This is a genomic window from Pseudomonas sp. CGJS7, from assembly GCF_036961695.1.
On record NZ_JBAMDI010000009.1, the window covers coordinates 49,085 to 63,209 of the forward strand.

At 65.0% G+C, this 14,125-nt stretch carries 16 protein-coding genes; 14 read left to right on the forward strand and 2 right to left on the reverse strand.

Translation table 11 applies throughout. The annotated features are described in order from the left end of the window. Position 1: 1 nt before the first annotated feature. The 8 genes from V7787_RS08180 (at position 2) to V7787_RS08215 (ending at position 4,350) form a co-directional block, all read left to right on the forward strand. Positions 2–1,009, forward strand: a complete 1,008-nt coding sequence (locus tag V7787_RS08180; RefSeq protein WP_336087067.1) for a major capsid protein — start codon at positions 2–4, stop codon at positions 1,007–1,009. Then, positions 1,010–1,300, forward strand: coding sequence for a hypothetical protein (locus V7787_RS08185; protein ID WP_336087070.1), 291 nt, complete (start codon positions 1,010–1,012; stop codon positions 1,298–1,300). After that, positions 1,293–1,718 (forward strand): hypothetical protein, encoded by a 426-nt coding sequence (locus V7787_RS08190; RefSeq protein ID WP_336087072.1) that lies wholly within the window; start codon positions 1,293–1,295, stop codon positions 1,716–1,718. The genes V7787_RS08185 and V7787_RS08190 overlap by 8 nt, the downstream gene beginning before the upstream one ends. Next, entirely contained in the window at positions 1,718–2,260 is a 543-nt protein-coding gene (locus tag V7787_RS08195; RefSeq protein ID WP_336087074.1) for a hypothetical protein, read from the forward strand. Before V7787_RS08190 ends, V7787_RS08195 begins: the two co-directional genes overlap by 1 nt. A gap of 37 nt (positions 2,261–2,297) precedes the next feature. Continuing rightward, on the forward strand, positions 2,298–3,056 hold the full coding sequence (locus V7787_RS08200; RefSeq protein ID WP_336087076.1) for a hypothetical protein: 759 nt from the start codon (positions 2,298–2,300) through the stop codon (positions 3,054–3,056). Continuing rightward, the gene (locus V7787_RS08205) at positions 3,056–3,490 is read left to right on the forward strand and encodes a DUF6631 family protein (protein ID WP_336087078.1); all 435 of its coding nucleotides are present in this window, start codon (positions 3,056–3,058) and stop codon (positions 3,488–3,490) included. The genes V7787_RS08200 and V7787_RS08205 overlap by 1 nt, the downstream gene beginning before the upstream one ends. Before the next feature lie 181 nt (positions 3,491–3,671). Beyond that, complete coding sequence (locus tag V7787_RS08210; RefSeq protein WP_336087080.1) at positions 3,672–3,893, forward strand: DUF7940 domain-containing protein; 222 nt, start codon at positions 3,672–3,674, stop codon at positions 3,891–3,893. After that, entirely contained in the window at positions 3,874–4,350 is a 477-nt protein-coding gene (locus tag V7787_RS08215) for a glycoside hydrolase family 24 protein (RefSeq protein WP_336087083.1), read from the forward strand. The genes V7787_RS08210 and V7787_RS08215 overlap by 20 nt, the downstream gene beginning before the upstream one ends. Here V7787_RS08215 and V7787_RS08220 read toward each other — a convergent pair whose 3' ends face one another. Then, a complete protein-coding gene (locus V7787_RS08220) occupies positions 4,351–4,629 on the reverse strand; it encodes a hypothetical protein (protein WP_336087085.1) in 279 nt (92 codons plus the stop codon). A 50-nt stretch (positions 4,630–4,679) separates the two neighbouring features. After that, entirely contained in the window at positions 4,680–5,162 is a 483-nt protein-coding gene (locus tag V7787_RS08225; RefSeq protein ID WP_336087087.1) for an Hsp20/alpha crystallin family protein, read from the reverse strand. Positions 5,163–5,450: 288 nt separating this feature from the next. Between V7787_RS08225 and V7787_RS08230 the strand changes: the two genes are divergently transcribed. The 6 genes from V7787_RS08230 (at position 5,451) to V7787_RS08255 (ending at position 14,123) form a co-directional block, all read left to right on the forward strand. After that, entirely contained in the window at positions 5,451–8,717 is a 3,267-nt protein-coding gene (locus tag V7787_RS08230) for a tape measure protein (protein ID WP_336087089.1), read from the forward strand. Positions 8,718–8,832: 115 nt separating this feature from the next. Beyond that, positions 8,833–10,410: a hypothetical protein gene (locus tag V7787_RS08235; RefSeq protein WP_336087091.1), complete on the forward strand. Its 1,578-nt coding sequence runs from the start codon at positions 8,833–8,835 to the stop codon at positions 10,408–10,410. After that, positions 10,410–11,345, forward strand: coding sequence for a hypothetical protein (locus tag V7787_RS08240; protein ID WP_336087093.1), 936 nt, complete (start codon positions 10,410–10,412; stop codon positions 11,343–11,345). The genes V7787_RS08235 and V7787_RS08240 overlap by 1 nt, the downstream gene beginning before the upstream one ends. Before the next feature lie 12 nt (positions 11,346–11,357). Continuing rightward, a complete protein-coding gene (locus V7787_RS08245; RefSeq protein ID WP_336087095.1) occupies positions 11,358–13,061 on the forward strand; it encodes a hypothetical protein in 1,704 nt (567 codons plus the stop codon). Continuing rightward, positions 13,058–13,873 carry a phage BR0599 family protein gene (locus tag V7787_RS08250; RefSeq protein ID WP_336087097.1) on the forward strand — a complete coding sequence of 272 codons (816 nt, stop codon included), beginning with the start codon at positions 13,058–13,060 and terminating at the stop codon, positions 13,871–13,873. The genes V7787_RS08245 and V7787_RS08250 overlap by 4 nt, the downstream gene beginning before the upstream one ends. Positions 13,874–13,886: 13 nt before the next feature. Continuing rightward, positions 13,887–14,123: a hypothetical protein gene (locus V7787_RS08255; protein WP_336087099.1), complete on the forward strand. Its 237-nt coding sequence runs from the start codon at positions 13,887–13,889 to the stop codon at positions 14,121–14,123. Positions 14,124–14,125: the final 2 nt, after the last annotated feature.

The following is a 14,125-nucleotide window of genomic DNA, read 5'->3' on the forward strand; positions in this document are numbered from 1 at the left end:
CATGTCGATGAATAATCCGTTCCACAATCCCGCGTTCTCGATGAGTTCGCTGACGGCGGCAATCAATATCCTGCCCAACCAGTACGGTCGGCTGGACGAACTCGGCTTGTTTCCGGTTCGGCCGGTGCGAACTCGGCAGGTAACGGTCGAGGAACGCAATGGCATCTTGGCGCTGCTTCCCACGCAACCGGTCGGTTCGCCGGGCACCGTTGGCAAGCGCGGTAAGCGCTCGCTCCGCGCTTTCAATGTTCCGCACATTCCGCACGAGGACGTCGTTCTGCCGGAAGAGGTGATCGGTGTGCGTTCCTTCAGCACCGAGTCCGAGCTCGAGACCATCGCCGGCGTCATGGCCGATCACTTGCAGACCATGCGCAACAAGCATGCGATTACCCTCGAGCACCTTCGGATGGGGGCGCTTAAGGGCGTGATCCTGGATGCCGATGGCAGCGAGTTGGCGAACCTGTTCGACATCTTCGACATTACGCCGAAGACTTTCGATTTCCAGCTGTCGAACAAGGAAACCGATGTTCGACAAAAGTGCATCGACCTGAAGCGCTATATGGGCAATGCCCTGAAGGGCGAGCGCATGAGTGGCGTCCACGTGCTGGTGTCGCCGGAGTTCTTCGATGCGTTGTCCGGGCACGATAAAGTCAAGGAGGCCTATCACCTCTGGCAAGAGGGCGCGGCCCTGCGCGACGACATGCGCTCGGATTTCCGTTTTGCCGGCGTCCGGTTCGAGGAGTACTCCGGAGAAGCGAGTGATGCGGACGGGAAGTCCCGACGCTTCATCGCTGCGGGCGAAGGCCACGCGTTCCCGTTGGGGACCCTCGATACCTTTGCGACCTACGTCGCGCCGGCCGACTTCAACGAGACGGTCAACACACTCGGTCAGATGCTTTACAGCAAGCAAGCGCCGCGTAAGTTCGACCGCGGAACCGACTTGCACACGCAGTCCAATCCCCTCCCGATGTGCCACCGGCCGGCGTTGCTGGTAAAGCTGAAGGCGTAAGTGAACGCCTTTGCAGTGGCCGATGACGTAATCTTTGAGGTGCTCGGCGTCGTCGCGCAGGTTCAGCGCCCATCTCACCCCTCGGTGCTGATCCCCCTTGTCGTGCGCGACGGCGTCGAGCGTCTGGGCGAGTTCCAGCAGGTCGTGGGGCGGGCGCGGCACGTCTCCGCCCGTAATCGTGACTGGCTGTTCCGCCGCGGCGACGACGTAACGCTCGATGGCCGGACCCAAGCCATCGAGGCGCTGGTCCGGGACGACGGCCTGGTCAATGAGGCCGTCCTGCATGGCTAACCCCGCCCAGAGCTGGGCTTTGTTGGAGCGGGTTGCCGAGCGAATGGCTGTCATCCGGACGGCAGCGGGTTATCGCACCGATATCGGCGGCTCGATCGCGCTGGAGCCTGCGCAGCATGCCGACGACGTGACTGGATTGACCCTGGCAGCTTTGGGGATTCAGCGCGACGCCAACAAGCCCCATGGGCGGTATCGGACGCTGCAAGCCCTGGCCGAAGCGACGGTGCCGGTGTCTATGAACGACGCCCATGCGCAATCCCACGCCATTGCCGCCGACATCGAGGATGCGCTCGATGACTGGATTCCGCTGCCGCAGGCCCTGCCGGTGCAGGTCGAGGACATCGTGTTCCTGGACCGACCGGAAGGGCTGCCGGTCGTAGTGGTCCAAGTGGCGCTGGCCTTTCGGTACCGCCGCTGATGGAACTATTCATCGACGCCAACGCTGTGTTGGATGCGGCTCAGCGCGTCAGTCAGCTTCCGGCAAAGGTCGCCCTGGCCCAGCGCCGCGCGTTGGGCACGCTGCGCCGTCGCTGGCCGGTGATCGCGCGCCGCGACATTCAAACCGAGTACGCGCTGTCGGCGCAGCGCATCCGTGCCGGCCTCAGCGTCCGCACGACCCGCGAGGGCGTCGAGCTGATGGGTGTGGCGCGCGGCGTGGGTCTGCGTAACTTCGGAACGCGCAAGACCCCGATGGGCCTGAGCTACAGCGCGGTGCGCGGTAAGCGCGGCTTTCGCCGCAGCGGCTTCCAGAACTGCTACCGCGGCGCCGAGATCGCGTTTGTTCGAACCCCGACCGCCGGGGATAAGCGCGTGCCACGCACCCCGGTTGTCCGGCTGTACGGCCCATCGCTGGCACAAATGCTGCGCAAGGGCGGCCGCCCGGAGCGCATGGCCCAAGCAGGCCTGGACGTCATCACCGCCGACATCGACCGCCTGCTGCTGCGCTCGCTGCGCCGCTAAGCGGCCGCTACACCTATATATAGGAGCAACGCGACCGATGGCCGCGCAAGACCTCTTTTCGTTCCAGGGCAAGGTCTACCTCGCCCAACGCCTGTCCAGCGGCCGGCCCGGCCCGCTGCGCTGGGTCGGCAATGCGCCCCAACTCCAGCTCGCGCTGGAAGTCCAAAATTCGGACAAAACCGAGTCGTTCAGCGGCAACCGCCTGCTGTACGGCCGCCTGATCCAGAGCAAGACCGCCAATCTCAACCTGACCCTGGATGAGGCCACGCCGGAGAACCTCGCCGAGGGCTTGTACTCCTTGCCGGCGACCCTGCCGGCCGGCGCGGTGAGCAACGAGCTGCTGCCGGTCGGCCTGAAGGCCGGCGAGATGGTGGCGCTGGACCGCGGTTGGATCAGTGAAGTGTCCCTGACCGACAGCGCCAACCCGTCGGTCACGGTGCCGGCGCCCAAATGGTGGACCGAATCGGCTTCGGCGGGCCTTCTCGGCCTGCGCAAGGTCGAAGGCTTCACCCAGCCGTTCAAGGCGACTTACCAGCACGGCGAGACCGTGAACATCGCCCTGTTCAACACCCCGCCGCAGGAGCGGATGCTGTTTCTCGACGGCATCAACACCGTGAACGGCCGCCGCGCCCGCGTGACGCTCTACCGTGTTGCGTTCAATCCGATCGAGCAGCTGGACCTGATCTCGGAAGAGTGGGGCAGCCTGCAATTGTCGGGCGCGACCTTGTTCGATGAATCCCGCTCGCTGGACCCGGATCTAGGTGGCTTCGGCCGAATCGAAATGGTGCGGTCGTAATGGCGCGGCGCGTCAAACGACCCCAGTCCCCAGCGGACGAACTGGCGATCTTGCAGCCGACGCGGAGCTTGCCGCTTGGCGATCGCGCGGTCACCGTCCGCGAGCTTGGCTTCTTCGAAAGCCTGCGCTTGAACGAATCCATCGCCGCCTTGGTGGGCGACTTGGTGCGGCTGACCGACGACGGCAACGTGGACCTGGGCCGGCTGCACCGGGTCTGCGCGCTGCACCCTGATGCGACGGTGGAACTGCTCGCCCAGGCCAGCGATCAGTCGGTGGAGTGGGTGCATTCGCTCAGCGCCGCGCACGGCGATCTGTTGCTGCTGACGTTCTGGGCGGTCAACGCCGATTTTTTTCTGCAACGGCTCCTGAGCGCGCTGGAGCTGCAACGGCAAGCGCCAGCGGAAGCGACTGGCCCAGCGTCCTCGCCACCCTGATCGATCACGGCCACGACTGGCCGTGGATCGAGCGCGCTACCGCCCGCCAGCTGACGCTGTTTTACCGCGCGGCCATCCATCGCGAGCGCGCGCTGCGCGCCGAGCGCGTGGAAGACATCAATGCGGGCTTCGCCGGTGGGCGCGATGTGGCCGCCTTCGTTCAAAAACTACGGAACCCCTTATGAAGTTGATCGATAACTGGCGCCAAGCCTGGCGCTACTTGAGCGTGCAAGCGATGGCACTTGCGATTGCTCTACAAGGCGTGTGGATCAATCTGCCCGACGATCTGCGCGCGCACATTCCCGACAAGATCGCATTGAGCGTCACCGCCGGCATTCTCGTTCTGGGCCTGATCGGCCGTCTGTTCCAACAGCGAGGGGCCGATGGCGAAACTCTCCGCTGAGCAGGCCGGCGGCCAGAACGTCGTCGCATTCCTGGACATGATCGCTCACGCGGAAGGCGTGGAGCGCTTCAGCGAGCACAGCGGCTACGACGTGCTGGTCGGCGGTGGTCGATTCACCAGCTACACCGAGCATCCGCGCAAGATGGTGTGGCTGCCGAAGTACCGCATCCATTCCACCGCCGCGGGTCGATACCAATTCCTGTGGAAGACCTGGAACAGCCTGCGCGAGCGCTTGAAGTTGCTAGACTTCGGGCCGATCTCGCAGGATCGGGCTGCGATTGAGCTACTGCGCGAGAATGGCTCGCTGGCGGACATCCAAAAGGGGTGGATCGCTTCGGCGATCCGAAAATCGCGGAAGACCTGGGCATCGCAGCCGAGTGCTGGCTATGGACAGCGCGAATTGTCGCTGGAAGCCCTGCTCGTCGTTTATCAGAAGGCCGGTGGGTCGATCGCTTGATCACGTCGGTTTCTGAGATGAACGATCTATAGCGACATCCACCAGTTGCGCCGTCCATTCTTCGGCAAAGTGCTCACATCGTTCACGCACCAACTCACTTGTGCGACTAGTGCTCGGCAGCGCCGACTTGCATTCGACACAGTCCGCCAATACTGAGCGCCACGTCTCCAGTAATTGGTTGGGGTACGGGTGCGTTTTGACCAAACTGAGCAGCATCAAATGCTGGACGGCAATCTGTGCCTGAAGTGAGGAGACTGCCTCTTCGGTGTTGCGGTCCATAGTGACCCCGCCAAAGAAAAAGCGGCCCGCGCAAGCGGGCCGCTGGAAGGTTACGAGTTGTGCACCAAGCCCACCGGAATGCGGCGTGGCGTCGTTTCGGGACGCTTGGGGATCACGATCTCCAGTACGCCGTTGCTGCCGGACGCGGAAACCTTGTCAGCATCGGCGCTGTCGGGCAGGGCGAAGCGCCGATGGAAGGAGCCATGGAGCCGCTCCGTTCGGGCGAAGGTCTGCGAGTCGGTCTGTCGGTCGAGTCGGCGTTCACCGCGGATGGTCAGGATGCCCTTCTCCATTTGGACGTCGATGTCTTTGGGATCGACCCCGGGAAGGTCGGCGAGGATGACGAACTTGTCGTTCGTTTCCACGATATCTACGAGCGGCACCCACTGGCTCGTGACGACGGATGATTCGTCCGTCGTGCTGGTGCGCAGGAACACGTCGTTGAACAGCTGATCCATGAAGTGACGCACCGGATCATTGTTCTTGGTCGTGTTCTGCGTCGGCCATTGGGGATTGCGAACCATAGCGTTCATGGCAAGGTCTCCATTGGTCAGTTGAGCGGTCTATCCGCCCGAGCCTTCGGTAGGGGCTGAAGACGCGGTTTCAAGCCCTCCACGGTGCAGCTTCGCTCTCGTTTAGTATCCATTTAGGTTGAGGGTTGGCCAGGGCTGACCGTTCTGCCCTATGGGGCGTCTTCGTGCAGCATGTGACGGTCCGCACATCTTGCGAATAACTTTCCTTAACTAAGGCGCCCAGAAGAGCCACGCGCCCATCGCTGCGAATGCAGCGGTGCGAAGCGTCGTGCCTGTTCGTTTCATTGCATGGCCAACCGCGACACCACGATCACGCTGTTGATCAAGGCGAATGCCGCACAACTCAATCAGGCGCTGGAGCAGGCCGGTGTGCGTGCGCGGGTGTTCGGCAACGAATCCGAGAACGCGAGCCGGCGCGCGCGCAAGGGCTTCGACCAGTCCCGGTCCAGTGTCGAAGCCGTCGGTCACCAACTTGGTCAGGCCAGGACGCAGTTGCTGGCGTTCGTCGGACTGCAAAGCGCGGGCTCGGCCATCGTCGGGCTCGCACGGACGGCGGACAGCTACGCCAACCTGACGGCGAAGATCAAACTCGCCACGACGTCGCAGGGCAGCTTCAATCAAGCCGAAGCGGCGATCTTCGCGATCTCCCAGCGCACGTCCACGTCGCTTGACGCCACTGCGACCTTGTTCGGCCGCCTCAGCAGTGCGCTGAAGGATCAAGGCGGATCGCAGCACGAAGTGTTGGATCTGACCGAGACGATCAACAAAGCACTGGCCGTATCCGGCGCCACCGGCGCGGAAGCGGCGTCCACGATCCTGCAACTGAGTCAGGCGTTCGCTTCGGGGACGCTGCGCGGCGACGAGTTCAACTCGGTCAACGATGCCGCGCCGCGGCTGATGAAGGCGCTGGCCGCCAGCATGGGCGTGCCCATCGGTGAACTGCGCAAGCTGGCGGAAGCCGGCAAGCTCACCAGCGAGCAGCTGCGTGTCGCGTTCTCCGGCGACCAGGCCAAGAAGATCGCGGCCGAGTTTGCGCAGCTGCCGCTGACCATCGAGCGCAGCCTGACCCAGCTCGACAATGCGTTTACCCGGTTCATCGGTCAGCAGGACAAGGCTAGCGGCACTTCGGCGGCGATCGCGCAGACGATCCAGGGCGTGTCGCAGAACTTCACCGGCCTGGCCGACGTGGTGGGCGTGGTGGTCGTCGCTGCCCTGGGCCGACTGATCGCGAATCTGGCCACCGCGGGCGCGGCCAAGATTCAGGGCATGCGCGAGACCCGCCGCTTGGCGGTGGAGGAACTGGCGCAGGCCCGGGCCGCGGAATCGGCGGCGCAAGCCGAAATGGCTCGCGCCCGCGCGCTTACACTGGCCGGCGGCAGCACCACCCGGGCTACGGCCGCCGAAGCCGCCCTGGCGTCCGCCCAGGCCCGCACCGTCGCAGCCACGCAGGCCGCTACTGCCGCCGTAGGCGCCAAAGCCGTCGCCGTCCGTGCGCTCTCGTCGGTGCTGACGCTGATGGGCGGCCCGCTGGGCTTGGCGATTACCGGTGTTACGTTGCTGGCGAGCACCTTCGCTACGGCCAGCGCGAACGCGCGCGCAGCCAAGGCCGAGTTCGAAAGTACGATCCAAGCCGCGAAGCGATTTCGAGAGCAGCAGGACATCGACACCGGCGTCGATGTCGGTAAGCGGCTTATCGCACAACGCGAGCAGTTGCAGAATGAACTGGAGAACCTTCAAGTCCTCAAGCAACCGTTGGGACCGTTCTACGGCGGCATTCAGGACCAAGGGCAAAGCGGCTATCGCTGGTTGTGGGGCGAGGACGTTGATGCAGAGATCAAGCGCGTCCAGACGCAGCTGAAGACGACGAATGCGGCATTCGATCAGGTCAAAGGCTCGCTGGCGGATTTGCGCAAAGCCCAGGCTACCGGTGGTCGCACACAGTTGCAGACGGCCAAGGATGCGGCTGATTTCACCAAGGCGCTGACCGATCAGAACGAGAAGCTCAAGATTGAGCGGATCGAGCGCGAGAAGGGACTGCGTGCAGCGCTGGAGTATCAGGCGGTGAAGGCAGCAGGCGTCAAGGACGCGACGCAGCTGGCCGAAGCGACGCGCAAGGTCATCGATGAGCAGGTCCGAGAGCGCGACACAGCCAAGGCCGCGACCGATGCCGGTCGTGCGCAGACCAAGGCGCGGGGCGAAGCTGAGCGACAACGCAAAGCGGACGCGCGTGAAGCCGAGCGTGTAAGGAAGGAGCAAGAAAAGGCGGCGAAGAAGGAAGGCAAAACATCCGACGAACTGGACCGGACGGTCGGCACGGCCGAGGTCGCGTTGTTGCGCAACCGTGGCGACAGCGGCGCCGCCCGGTGGCGCGAGCTGCTTCTGGAGCACTGGGAGGCTCTGGCCGAGTTGCTGGAACGCGGGCGCACCTCGGATTGGTTGAAGCTCAATATGAGCATCGACACCGAGGTGGCGCAGGCGCAGTTGGACGATCTGCAAGCCAAGGTTGACCGCGTCTTCGGCCAGCAATCGCGCGACGAGCAATCGATCCAGACTCGGCAGCAAGCCGGTCTGCTGACCGAGATCGGCGCGCGTCGCGAACTGATCGATCTGCACGCACGCACCGCGGCCGAGGTCGACCAACTGCTACCGAAGATGGATCAGCTCGCCGCAAAAACGGGTTCTCCGCAGTCCATCGAGCGGGTCAAGGATTTGACCGCGCAGGTGGCGGCGTTGAAAGTTCAGTCGAACGAGCTGGTCGTCACGCTGACCAATGGGTTCGAAAGCGGCCTGAGCAATGCGCTGGAGGGACTGGCGACGGGCACGCTGACGCTGCGCCAAGCCTTAACCGGCTTGGTGCAGGACATCGCACGCTCGATGGCTCAACTGGCAGCTCAACAGCTGGCGGCGATGGCGACCGCCAAGCTGACGTCGGTCATTGGCAGGATCGCGGGCGGCGGTAAGGAGCCGGACATCACGCAACCTGATCCCGTTCAAGCCGCGCAGGCCGGTGTCGCCTACGCCACGCCGATCACCGGCGCGTCGGTGGCGCTAGGCGTGGCGGGCGGGGTCGTGCTGAAAGCCGCCTCCTCGATGCAGAAAGCGGCAGCGACTCTGCTGCTGGCCAATGCATCGAAGTCGGCCGGTGGATTCTTTGCTGGTGGCGGATTTACCGGCATCGGTCCCAAATACGCACCAGCCGGTGTCGTGCATCGCGGCGAGTTTGTGCATCGCCGTGAAGTGGTGCGGCAGCCGGGCGCGCGTTCGTTCCTTGAACGTTTCAACCGCGTCGGCATGGCGGCGATCGATGGCTTGCGCGGATATGCGATCGGCGGATTCGTCAGTCCCGCTCCGCGCGCGCCCTCAACGCCTAATCGCCCGGTTGGCGAACCGTCCGGTCGGGCTGTGCCATCGGATCGAGGCCCAGGTCAGATTACGAACGTGCTGTACCTGGACCCGCGTGAGATCGTGAATGTAATGAGTACGCAGGCCGGCCGGCAGGTGATCTTGTCCACGATTCGGGCCAATGCGCCTACCGTTCGCCAAGACTTGGGCTAGCCGTCGCAACGCATGAGATCGTGGGCAGCAATACTTGGCCCGGCGGTTTTGATCCCCCCTGTTCTCAACCGCCTCAACGCGCCCGGCTCCCCCGCCGGGCGCGTTTTTTTTGCCTATGACTATCCGAACCGGCGTTGCCGCCGATTACTACGACTTCCTGAACCAGATGGAGAACGCCCTGTGCAGTGAGGGACATGCATGGGGATTGCTGTATGCGGGTGCCGGCAACGGGACGTTAACCGGGACGGACGGCGCGATCGGTGGTTACCGCGGCGGCTCGGTGTCCACCGCCGAAGCGTTCACGATTACCGCGTTAGACGCCGCTCGCTTCCAAGTTTCCGGCGCAACGGCGGGTGATATCGGCATCGCTGCTGTCGGCCAGCCATTTGAGCATGATCGTCTGCGGTTCCGGATCAACGCCGGTAGTATCGCGTTCGTAGCCGGTGATCGGTTTACGTTGAACACCACCCCGCCGTGGACGATGGTGCGGCGACACGGTGTGCGTAGTGGTGCGTTCCGTACCGGCAACTTTGCCAACTTGGCGGCGCTGTTCGACAACAGCCCCGATACCTGGGCCACTCGCGCGGTCGCGGATCTTCCCGCGCTGGCAGCTGCCGAGATGATCGGGCCGGTGTCGGTGCGCGCCGTGACGCTCGGCATCGGCGACACCGACGCGCGCGGCCCGGCTGCCTTTGAATTGCAGCGATCCGACAACGGTGCTGCGTGGACGAGCGTGCAGGCGTGGTCGGGCCAGACGTGGCCCACTGCGCGTGCGCGGCGCACCTTCGTGGTCACTGCCGCCTCGCCGGCCGCACGGCACTGGCGCGTGGTCATCACGGCGACGGCCGGCGCCGGCCCGCTGGAAGTCAATGATCTGTCGTTCCATACCGATCTTAACGCGGACTACGAGCTGGAAGATCGCGCGCAGTGGATCGTCAGGGCGCCGGGCCTGGACGGCACGAAGTCGATCTTCATCGGTGCGGAGTTGTACGAAGACGCCGCGCGCGCGGCGTTCAACCTCAATTGGTACGGCTTTCGTAGCCACAACCCCTTGCTGGGTCTGCGCTCGCAGGTCAACAACAGCGGTCTGCGCAACCTGCCGCTGCGCAACGGCGCATTTGCCTACTGGCTGGCGATCAACGGACAGCGGATGGTGGTCGTGGCACGCATCGGCACGGTGTATGTCAGCGCCTACTTGGGTTATGCGACCGCTTACGAGCCGCCGTCGATCCACGAATACCCGCTGGTAATTGGCGCCTGCGGATCGAGCGAAGCCGGCACGCCGGACATGACCGATGCGAACTTTCGCGGATTCTTCGATCCCGGGCGGTATGGATTGGTCGCCAACTACCCCGACAATGTCTGGCGGGCGCACAGCAACCGCTACGCCTCCGGAAGCAATGACTACGGCGACAGCGACACCGGCGGGAAGGTCTATCCCAGCGCGATGTCCACTGGCGGTGATCGATCGTACCTGCGCGACAACCTCGATGAATCCTCGCCACTGTTTCCGCTGATTCTGGGCAACACAGCTCCCCGTCATCCCTGGGGCGAGTTCGACGGCTGTGCCTGGACGACGGGATTTTCGACCGCATCGGAATCGCGGATCGAGAAGGACGGAGCGACCTGGTTGGCCTTCCAGAACACCTTCCGCATTTCGGCGGACAACTTCTTCGCCGTGAGGATGGACTAATGGCCTACGCCACCTCCGCAGCCAACGATCCGAATGAACTGCTCGATAAGCTGCGTCTGTTCGCGCAAGGCGCTGGCTGGACGATCGATGGCTTCCGCGACCGTGCCTCCAATGCCGGCAAAGCGCTGAGCCTGCATGTCGGCGATCTCTATGCCACCGTTGTATCTCAGTTGGTCGGTGGGGACGGGAACAGTCCGCCGCCGTTCCTGGGCGCGTTCGGTCATACCGGTTATGCGGCGAACGCCAGCCCGGATGTGCAGGCCGACGCGAGCGCGGTGTGCTGGGCCAATTATGTGCAAGGTCCGTACAGCGCCGTGTATTTCTTCGGGCGCACATCGCCGCACCCCTACTTGCACATCGTGCTGGAAACGCAGGCCGGCACGTTCAAGCACTTCGGCACCGGTCGTCTGGTGACGGCCGGTGTGGTCACCACAGGCCAGTACGTTTATGGCAACCAGTGGTACTACGCCAACAATCAGATCAACAGCGCTGACTCGCCGTACCACAGCGTCGCATTCGATGACAGCTACTACAACTACACCGCGCCGAGCACGCGCATTCGTGCCGACTACGAAGGTATCGCACCGCGTTGGCATGCGGCCAGCGGCGAAGGCAGTGACCCACGGCGGCTGTTGGTGGGCTGGCGTGGCAAGGCGGCCCCGATCAATCTGTTGAAGGACGTGGGGCACAGCATGCTCACCGGGCGCGCGCCGGGACAGCCGCTATGGTGCGCCATCCCACGCGGCGCCGGGCTGTTCTCGAACATCGGCCATCCCGCCGACCTTCGCTACATCCGACTGGACAGCTACGCCCCCGCTGAGGAGCTGCCGCTCGGCGGCGATCGCTGGAAGGTGTTCCCGGTCCATCGCAAGAACGGTTCGCCCGGCACGCCCAACAGCGGTGTCCACGGCTACGCCTACCGCATCACCGAGTAAATCCATACCACCATGCTCTGGCCCGCCCTCTGGCCGCTGACCTTTAGCAGTCAGGGCGACTACTTCAAATCGCCGCCGGTTTGGGACGGCCGGGCGTCGGCCGCTTTGGGCACTCTGCCCGACGCAGGCACACGATCGTACGAGGTGCCCAGCCACGTGGCGGATCGGCGGGTCGGTGCGCCGCAGGCCATGTCCGGCGACGATTTCTTCGATCGCATCCACGTCGAGCCGCGGGTGCTGAACCTCGGCAACGTCAGCAGTGTCCAGCAGCGGGCGATCCGGGTCTGGAATGCCTACCGCGCCCGCGCGCTAACCTTGACGGCCGCCGCCCTGACCGGCGGCGAGGGTATCGTGCTGACGGCGCCGGGCGTACCGCCGCTGCCGTTCGCGCCGATGTCCGAGCGCACCTGGCAGGTCGCGGTCGGCACGGATGGACCGCCGGTCATTGCCGCGACGCTGGCCTTCCAGTTCGACGGTTTCGGGCAGATCCCGGTGGTGATCACCGGCCAGCGCATCGTGGCCTGGGCGTTCGTGCCGGATTGGTCCCGCGGCGTGCTGGAACGACTGGCCTGGAAAACCGACATCCTGACCAGCCCGCTCGCCTCCGAGCAACGGCGCGGCCTGCGGTCGGCGCCACGTCGCTCGTTCGACGCCACGATGATCGTCGACGGCCGCGAGCGGGTGCTGCTGGACTTGGCCGTGTTTGGCTGGGGTGGACGGACCTGGGCACTGCCCATCTGGCCTGATGGGCAATGGCTGGCTCAGGACCATGCGCTCGGCGTGCGGGTGATCGCATGCAATCCGGCGCTGCGCGACTTCCGCGTGGGTGGTCTGGTGCAGCTGCGTGGTCGAACCGCCTTCGATGTAGAGGTGGCCGAGGTTGAGATGATCGGCGCCGCCACGATCACGCTGCGTCACCCGACCACGCGCGCCTGGCCGCGAGGCAGCCGGCTCTACCCGGTGCGGACGGCACGGCTCACCGAGCCACCGAAGATTACCCGACTGAGCGACCGGGCGGCCTCGGTCAGCGTGCGTTTCGACGTGGTCGAAGCCTGCGACTGGCCGGCGATCACCGACGCACCGACGTACCGCGGCTCTCCGGTACTCGCGCAGCGACCGGATGAATCGGAAACCCTCAGCGACGGCTGGCAGCGCGCGCTGTTGACCTTGGACAACGATTTCGGCCGGCCGTCTCTGCTCGATCCAGCCGATTGGGCCGCCACCGTCCAAACGCACCGCTGGCGCATGCACGGCCGGGCCGAACGCGCGGCCATGCGGTCGTGGCTGTACACCCTGCGGGGCCGACAGCGCGCCGTGTGGCGGCCTACGCACGCCGACGACCTGACTTTGCAGGCGACCGTCGCCGGCACCGCGACGGCCCTGGACGTGGCCCACGTCGGCTTGGCGCGGTTCGCCGGGCTGCGGGCCGGTAGGCGCGACCTGCGCATCGAACTGCGAGGCGGTGTCGCTTTGCACCGCCGGATCACCGCAGCCGTGGCCCTGGACGACGACATCGAGCGCCTGACGCTGGATGCCCCCCTCGGCGTCGATGTGCGGCCCCGCGATGTGCGGCGCATCTGCTTCATGGCCTTGAGCCGCGGCGACAGCGACGAAGCCGAAATCGAACACCACACCGACAGCGAGGGCAGCGCCGACGCGTCCATCGTCCTGCGCGCCGTGCGCGACCCCGACAACGAAGTTCCGATACCGGTATGAGTTTCGATCAACTGGAACGTTCGACCGCGGCGGGCAATCCGCAGCGGCTGTACGAGTTCGTGCGCGGCACGCAGCGCTACCGATACACCGGCGGCGACCGCGACCGGGTACTGGACACGCAGGTCTACCGCGCGATCGCGGCCTCCGACGACGGCATCCGCCAATCCGGTCACGTCGCCAGCGACATGCTCACTATCGACGTCCCTGGCGATCTGGATTTGGTACGGCTGTACCGCGGCCTGCCGCCGTCCAGCGAGATCGGCGTGGTCATCCGCGATCTGCATGACGGCGACGACGATGCCCGGGTGTCGTGGATGGGGCGCATCGCCGGCATCAACCGCGCCGCGCCCGAGCGCGCCGAGATCCGATGCCAGACGCTCGATGCTGCCATGTCCCAGCCCGGGCTGCGCCTGGCCTGGACGCGCGGGTGTCCGCACACGCTGTACGACCGCAATTGTCAGGTGAACCCCGAAGCGCATCGCGTGCCGGTGCTGCTGACGACCGTCGCCGGCAGCGTGGTCACCGTGGGCGAGTTCGGCCAATACCCGGACGGCTGGTTTGCCGGCGGGTTCATCGCTTGGGACTTGGGCGAAGCCGGTATGGAGCGGCGCGGTATCCGCACGCACCAGGGCGAACGGCTGACCTTGCTCGGCGCGGGCGATGGCCTGCGTGTCGGCCAGGCAGTGGTCGCTTATCCCGGCTGCGGGCGAACGATCGCGATCTGCAACACCAAATTCAAGAACGCCCCGAACTACGGCGGCGTTCCCGGGCTGCCCGGCAAATCGCCGTTCGACGGCACCCCCATCTTCTGATTCGGATTCCCTCATGAACCTTTGGGTCCAGCTCGCGATGATGGTCGTGAGCTACTTCTTGTCGGTGGCCGCACGGCCGAAACCGCCCCAGCCCAAGCCGGCCGCGTTCGGCGACTTCCAGTTCCCGCAAAGCACCGAGGGCACCCCGCAAGCGGTGGTGTTCGGCGACGTGTGGACGGGCGACTGGATGGTGCTGGGCGTCGGCCAGTACCGCACCGTGCCCATCAAGCAAAAGGGCGGCAAGAAGTGATC

Bases quoted from the DNA above. Each gene is read 5' to 3' on its own strand.
- V7787_RS08180 (WP_336087067.1), top strand. From the start codon at position 2: ATGTCGATGAATAATCCGTTCCACAATCCCGCGTTCTCGATGAGTTCG.
- V7787_RS08190 (WP_336087072.1), top strand. From the start codon at position 1,293: ATGGCTAACCCCGCCCAGAGCTGGGCTTTGTTGGAGCGGGTTGCCGAG.
- V7787_RS08195 (WP_336087074.1), top strand. From the start codon at position 1,718: ATGGAACTATTCATCGACGCCAACGCTGTGTTGGATGCGGCTCAGCGC.
- V7787_RS08200 (WP_336087076.1), top strand. From the start codon at position 2,298: ATGGCCGCGCAAGACCTCTTTTCGTTCCAGGGCAAGGTCTACCTCGCC.
- V7787_RS08205 (WP_336087078.1), top strand. From the start codon at position 3,056: ATGGCGCGGCGCGTCAAACGACCCCAGTCCCCAGCGGACGAACTGGCG.
- V7787_RS08210 (WP_336087080.1), top strand. From the start codon at position 3,672: ATGAAGTTGATCGATAACTGGCGCCAAGCCTGGCGCTACTTGAGCGTG.
- V7787_RS08215 (WP_336087083.1), top strand. From the start codon at position 3,874: ATGGCGAAACTCTCCGCTGAGCAGGCCGGCGGCCAGAACGTCGTCGCA.
- V7787_RS08220 (WP_336087085.1), bottom strand. From the start codon at position 4,629: ATGGACCGCAACACCGAAGAGGCAGTCTCCTCACTTCAGGCACAGATT.
- V7787_RS08225 (WP_336087087.1), bottom strand. From the start codon at position 5,162: ATGAACGCTATGGTTCGCAATCCCCAATGGCCGACGCAGAACACGACC.
- V7787_RS08230 (WP_336087089.1), top strand. From the start codon at position 5,451: ATGGCCAACCGCGACACCACGATCACGCTGTTGATCAAGGCGAATGCC.
- V7787_RS08235 (WP_336087091.1), top strand. From the start codon at position 8,833: ATGACTATCCGAACCGGCGTTGCCGCCGATTACTACGACTTCCTGAAC.
- V7787_RS08240 (WP_336087093.1), top strand. From the start codon at position 10,410: ATGGCCTACGCCACCTCCGCAGCCAACGATCCGAATGAACTGCTCGAT.
- V7787_RS08245 (WP_336087095.1), top strand. From the start codon at position 11,358: ATGCTCTGGCCCGCCCTCTGGCCGCTGACCTTTAGCAGTCAGGGCGAC.
- V7787_RS08250 (WP_336087097.1), top strand. From the start codon at position 13,058: ATGAGTTTCGATCAACTGGAACGTTCGACCGCGGCGGGCAATCCGCAG.
- V7787_RS08255 (WP_336087099.1), top strand. From the start codon at position 13,887: ATGAACCTTTGGGTCCAGCTCGCGATGATGGTCGTGAGCTACTTCTTG.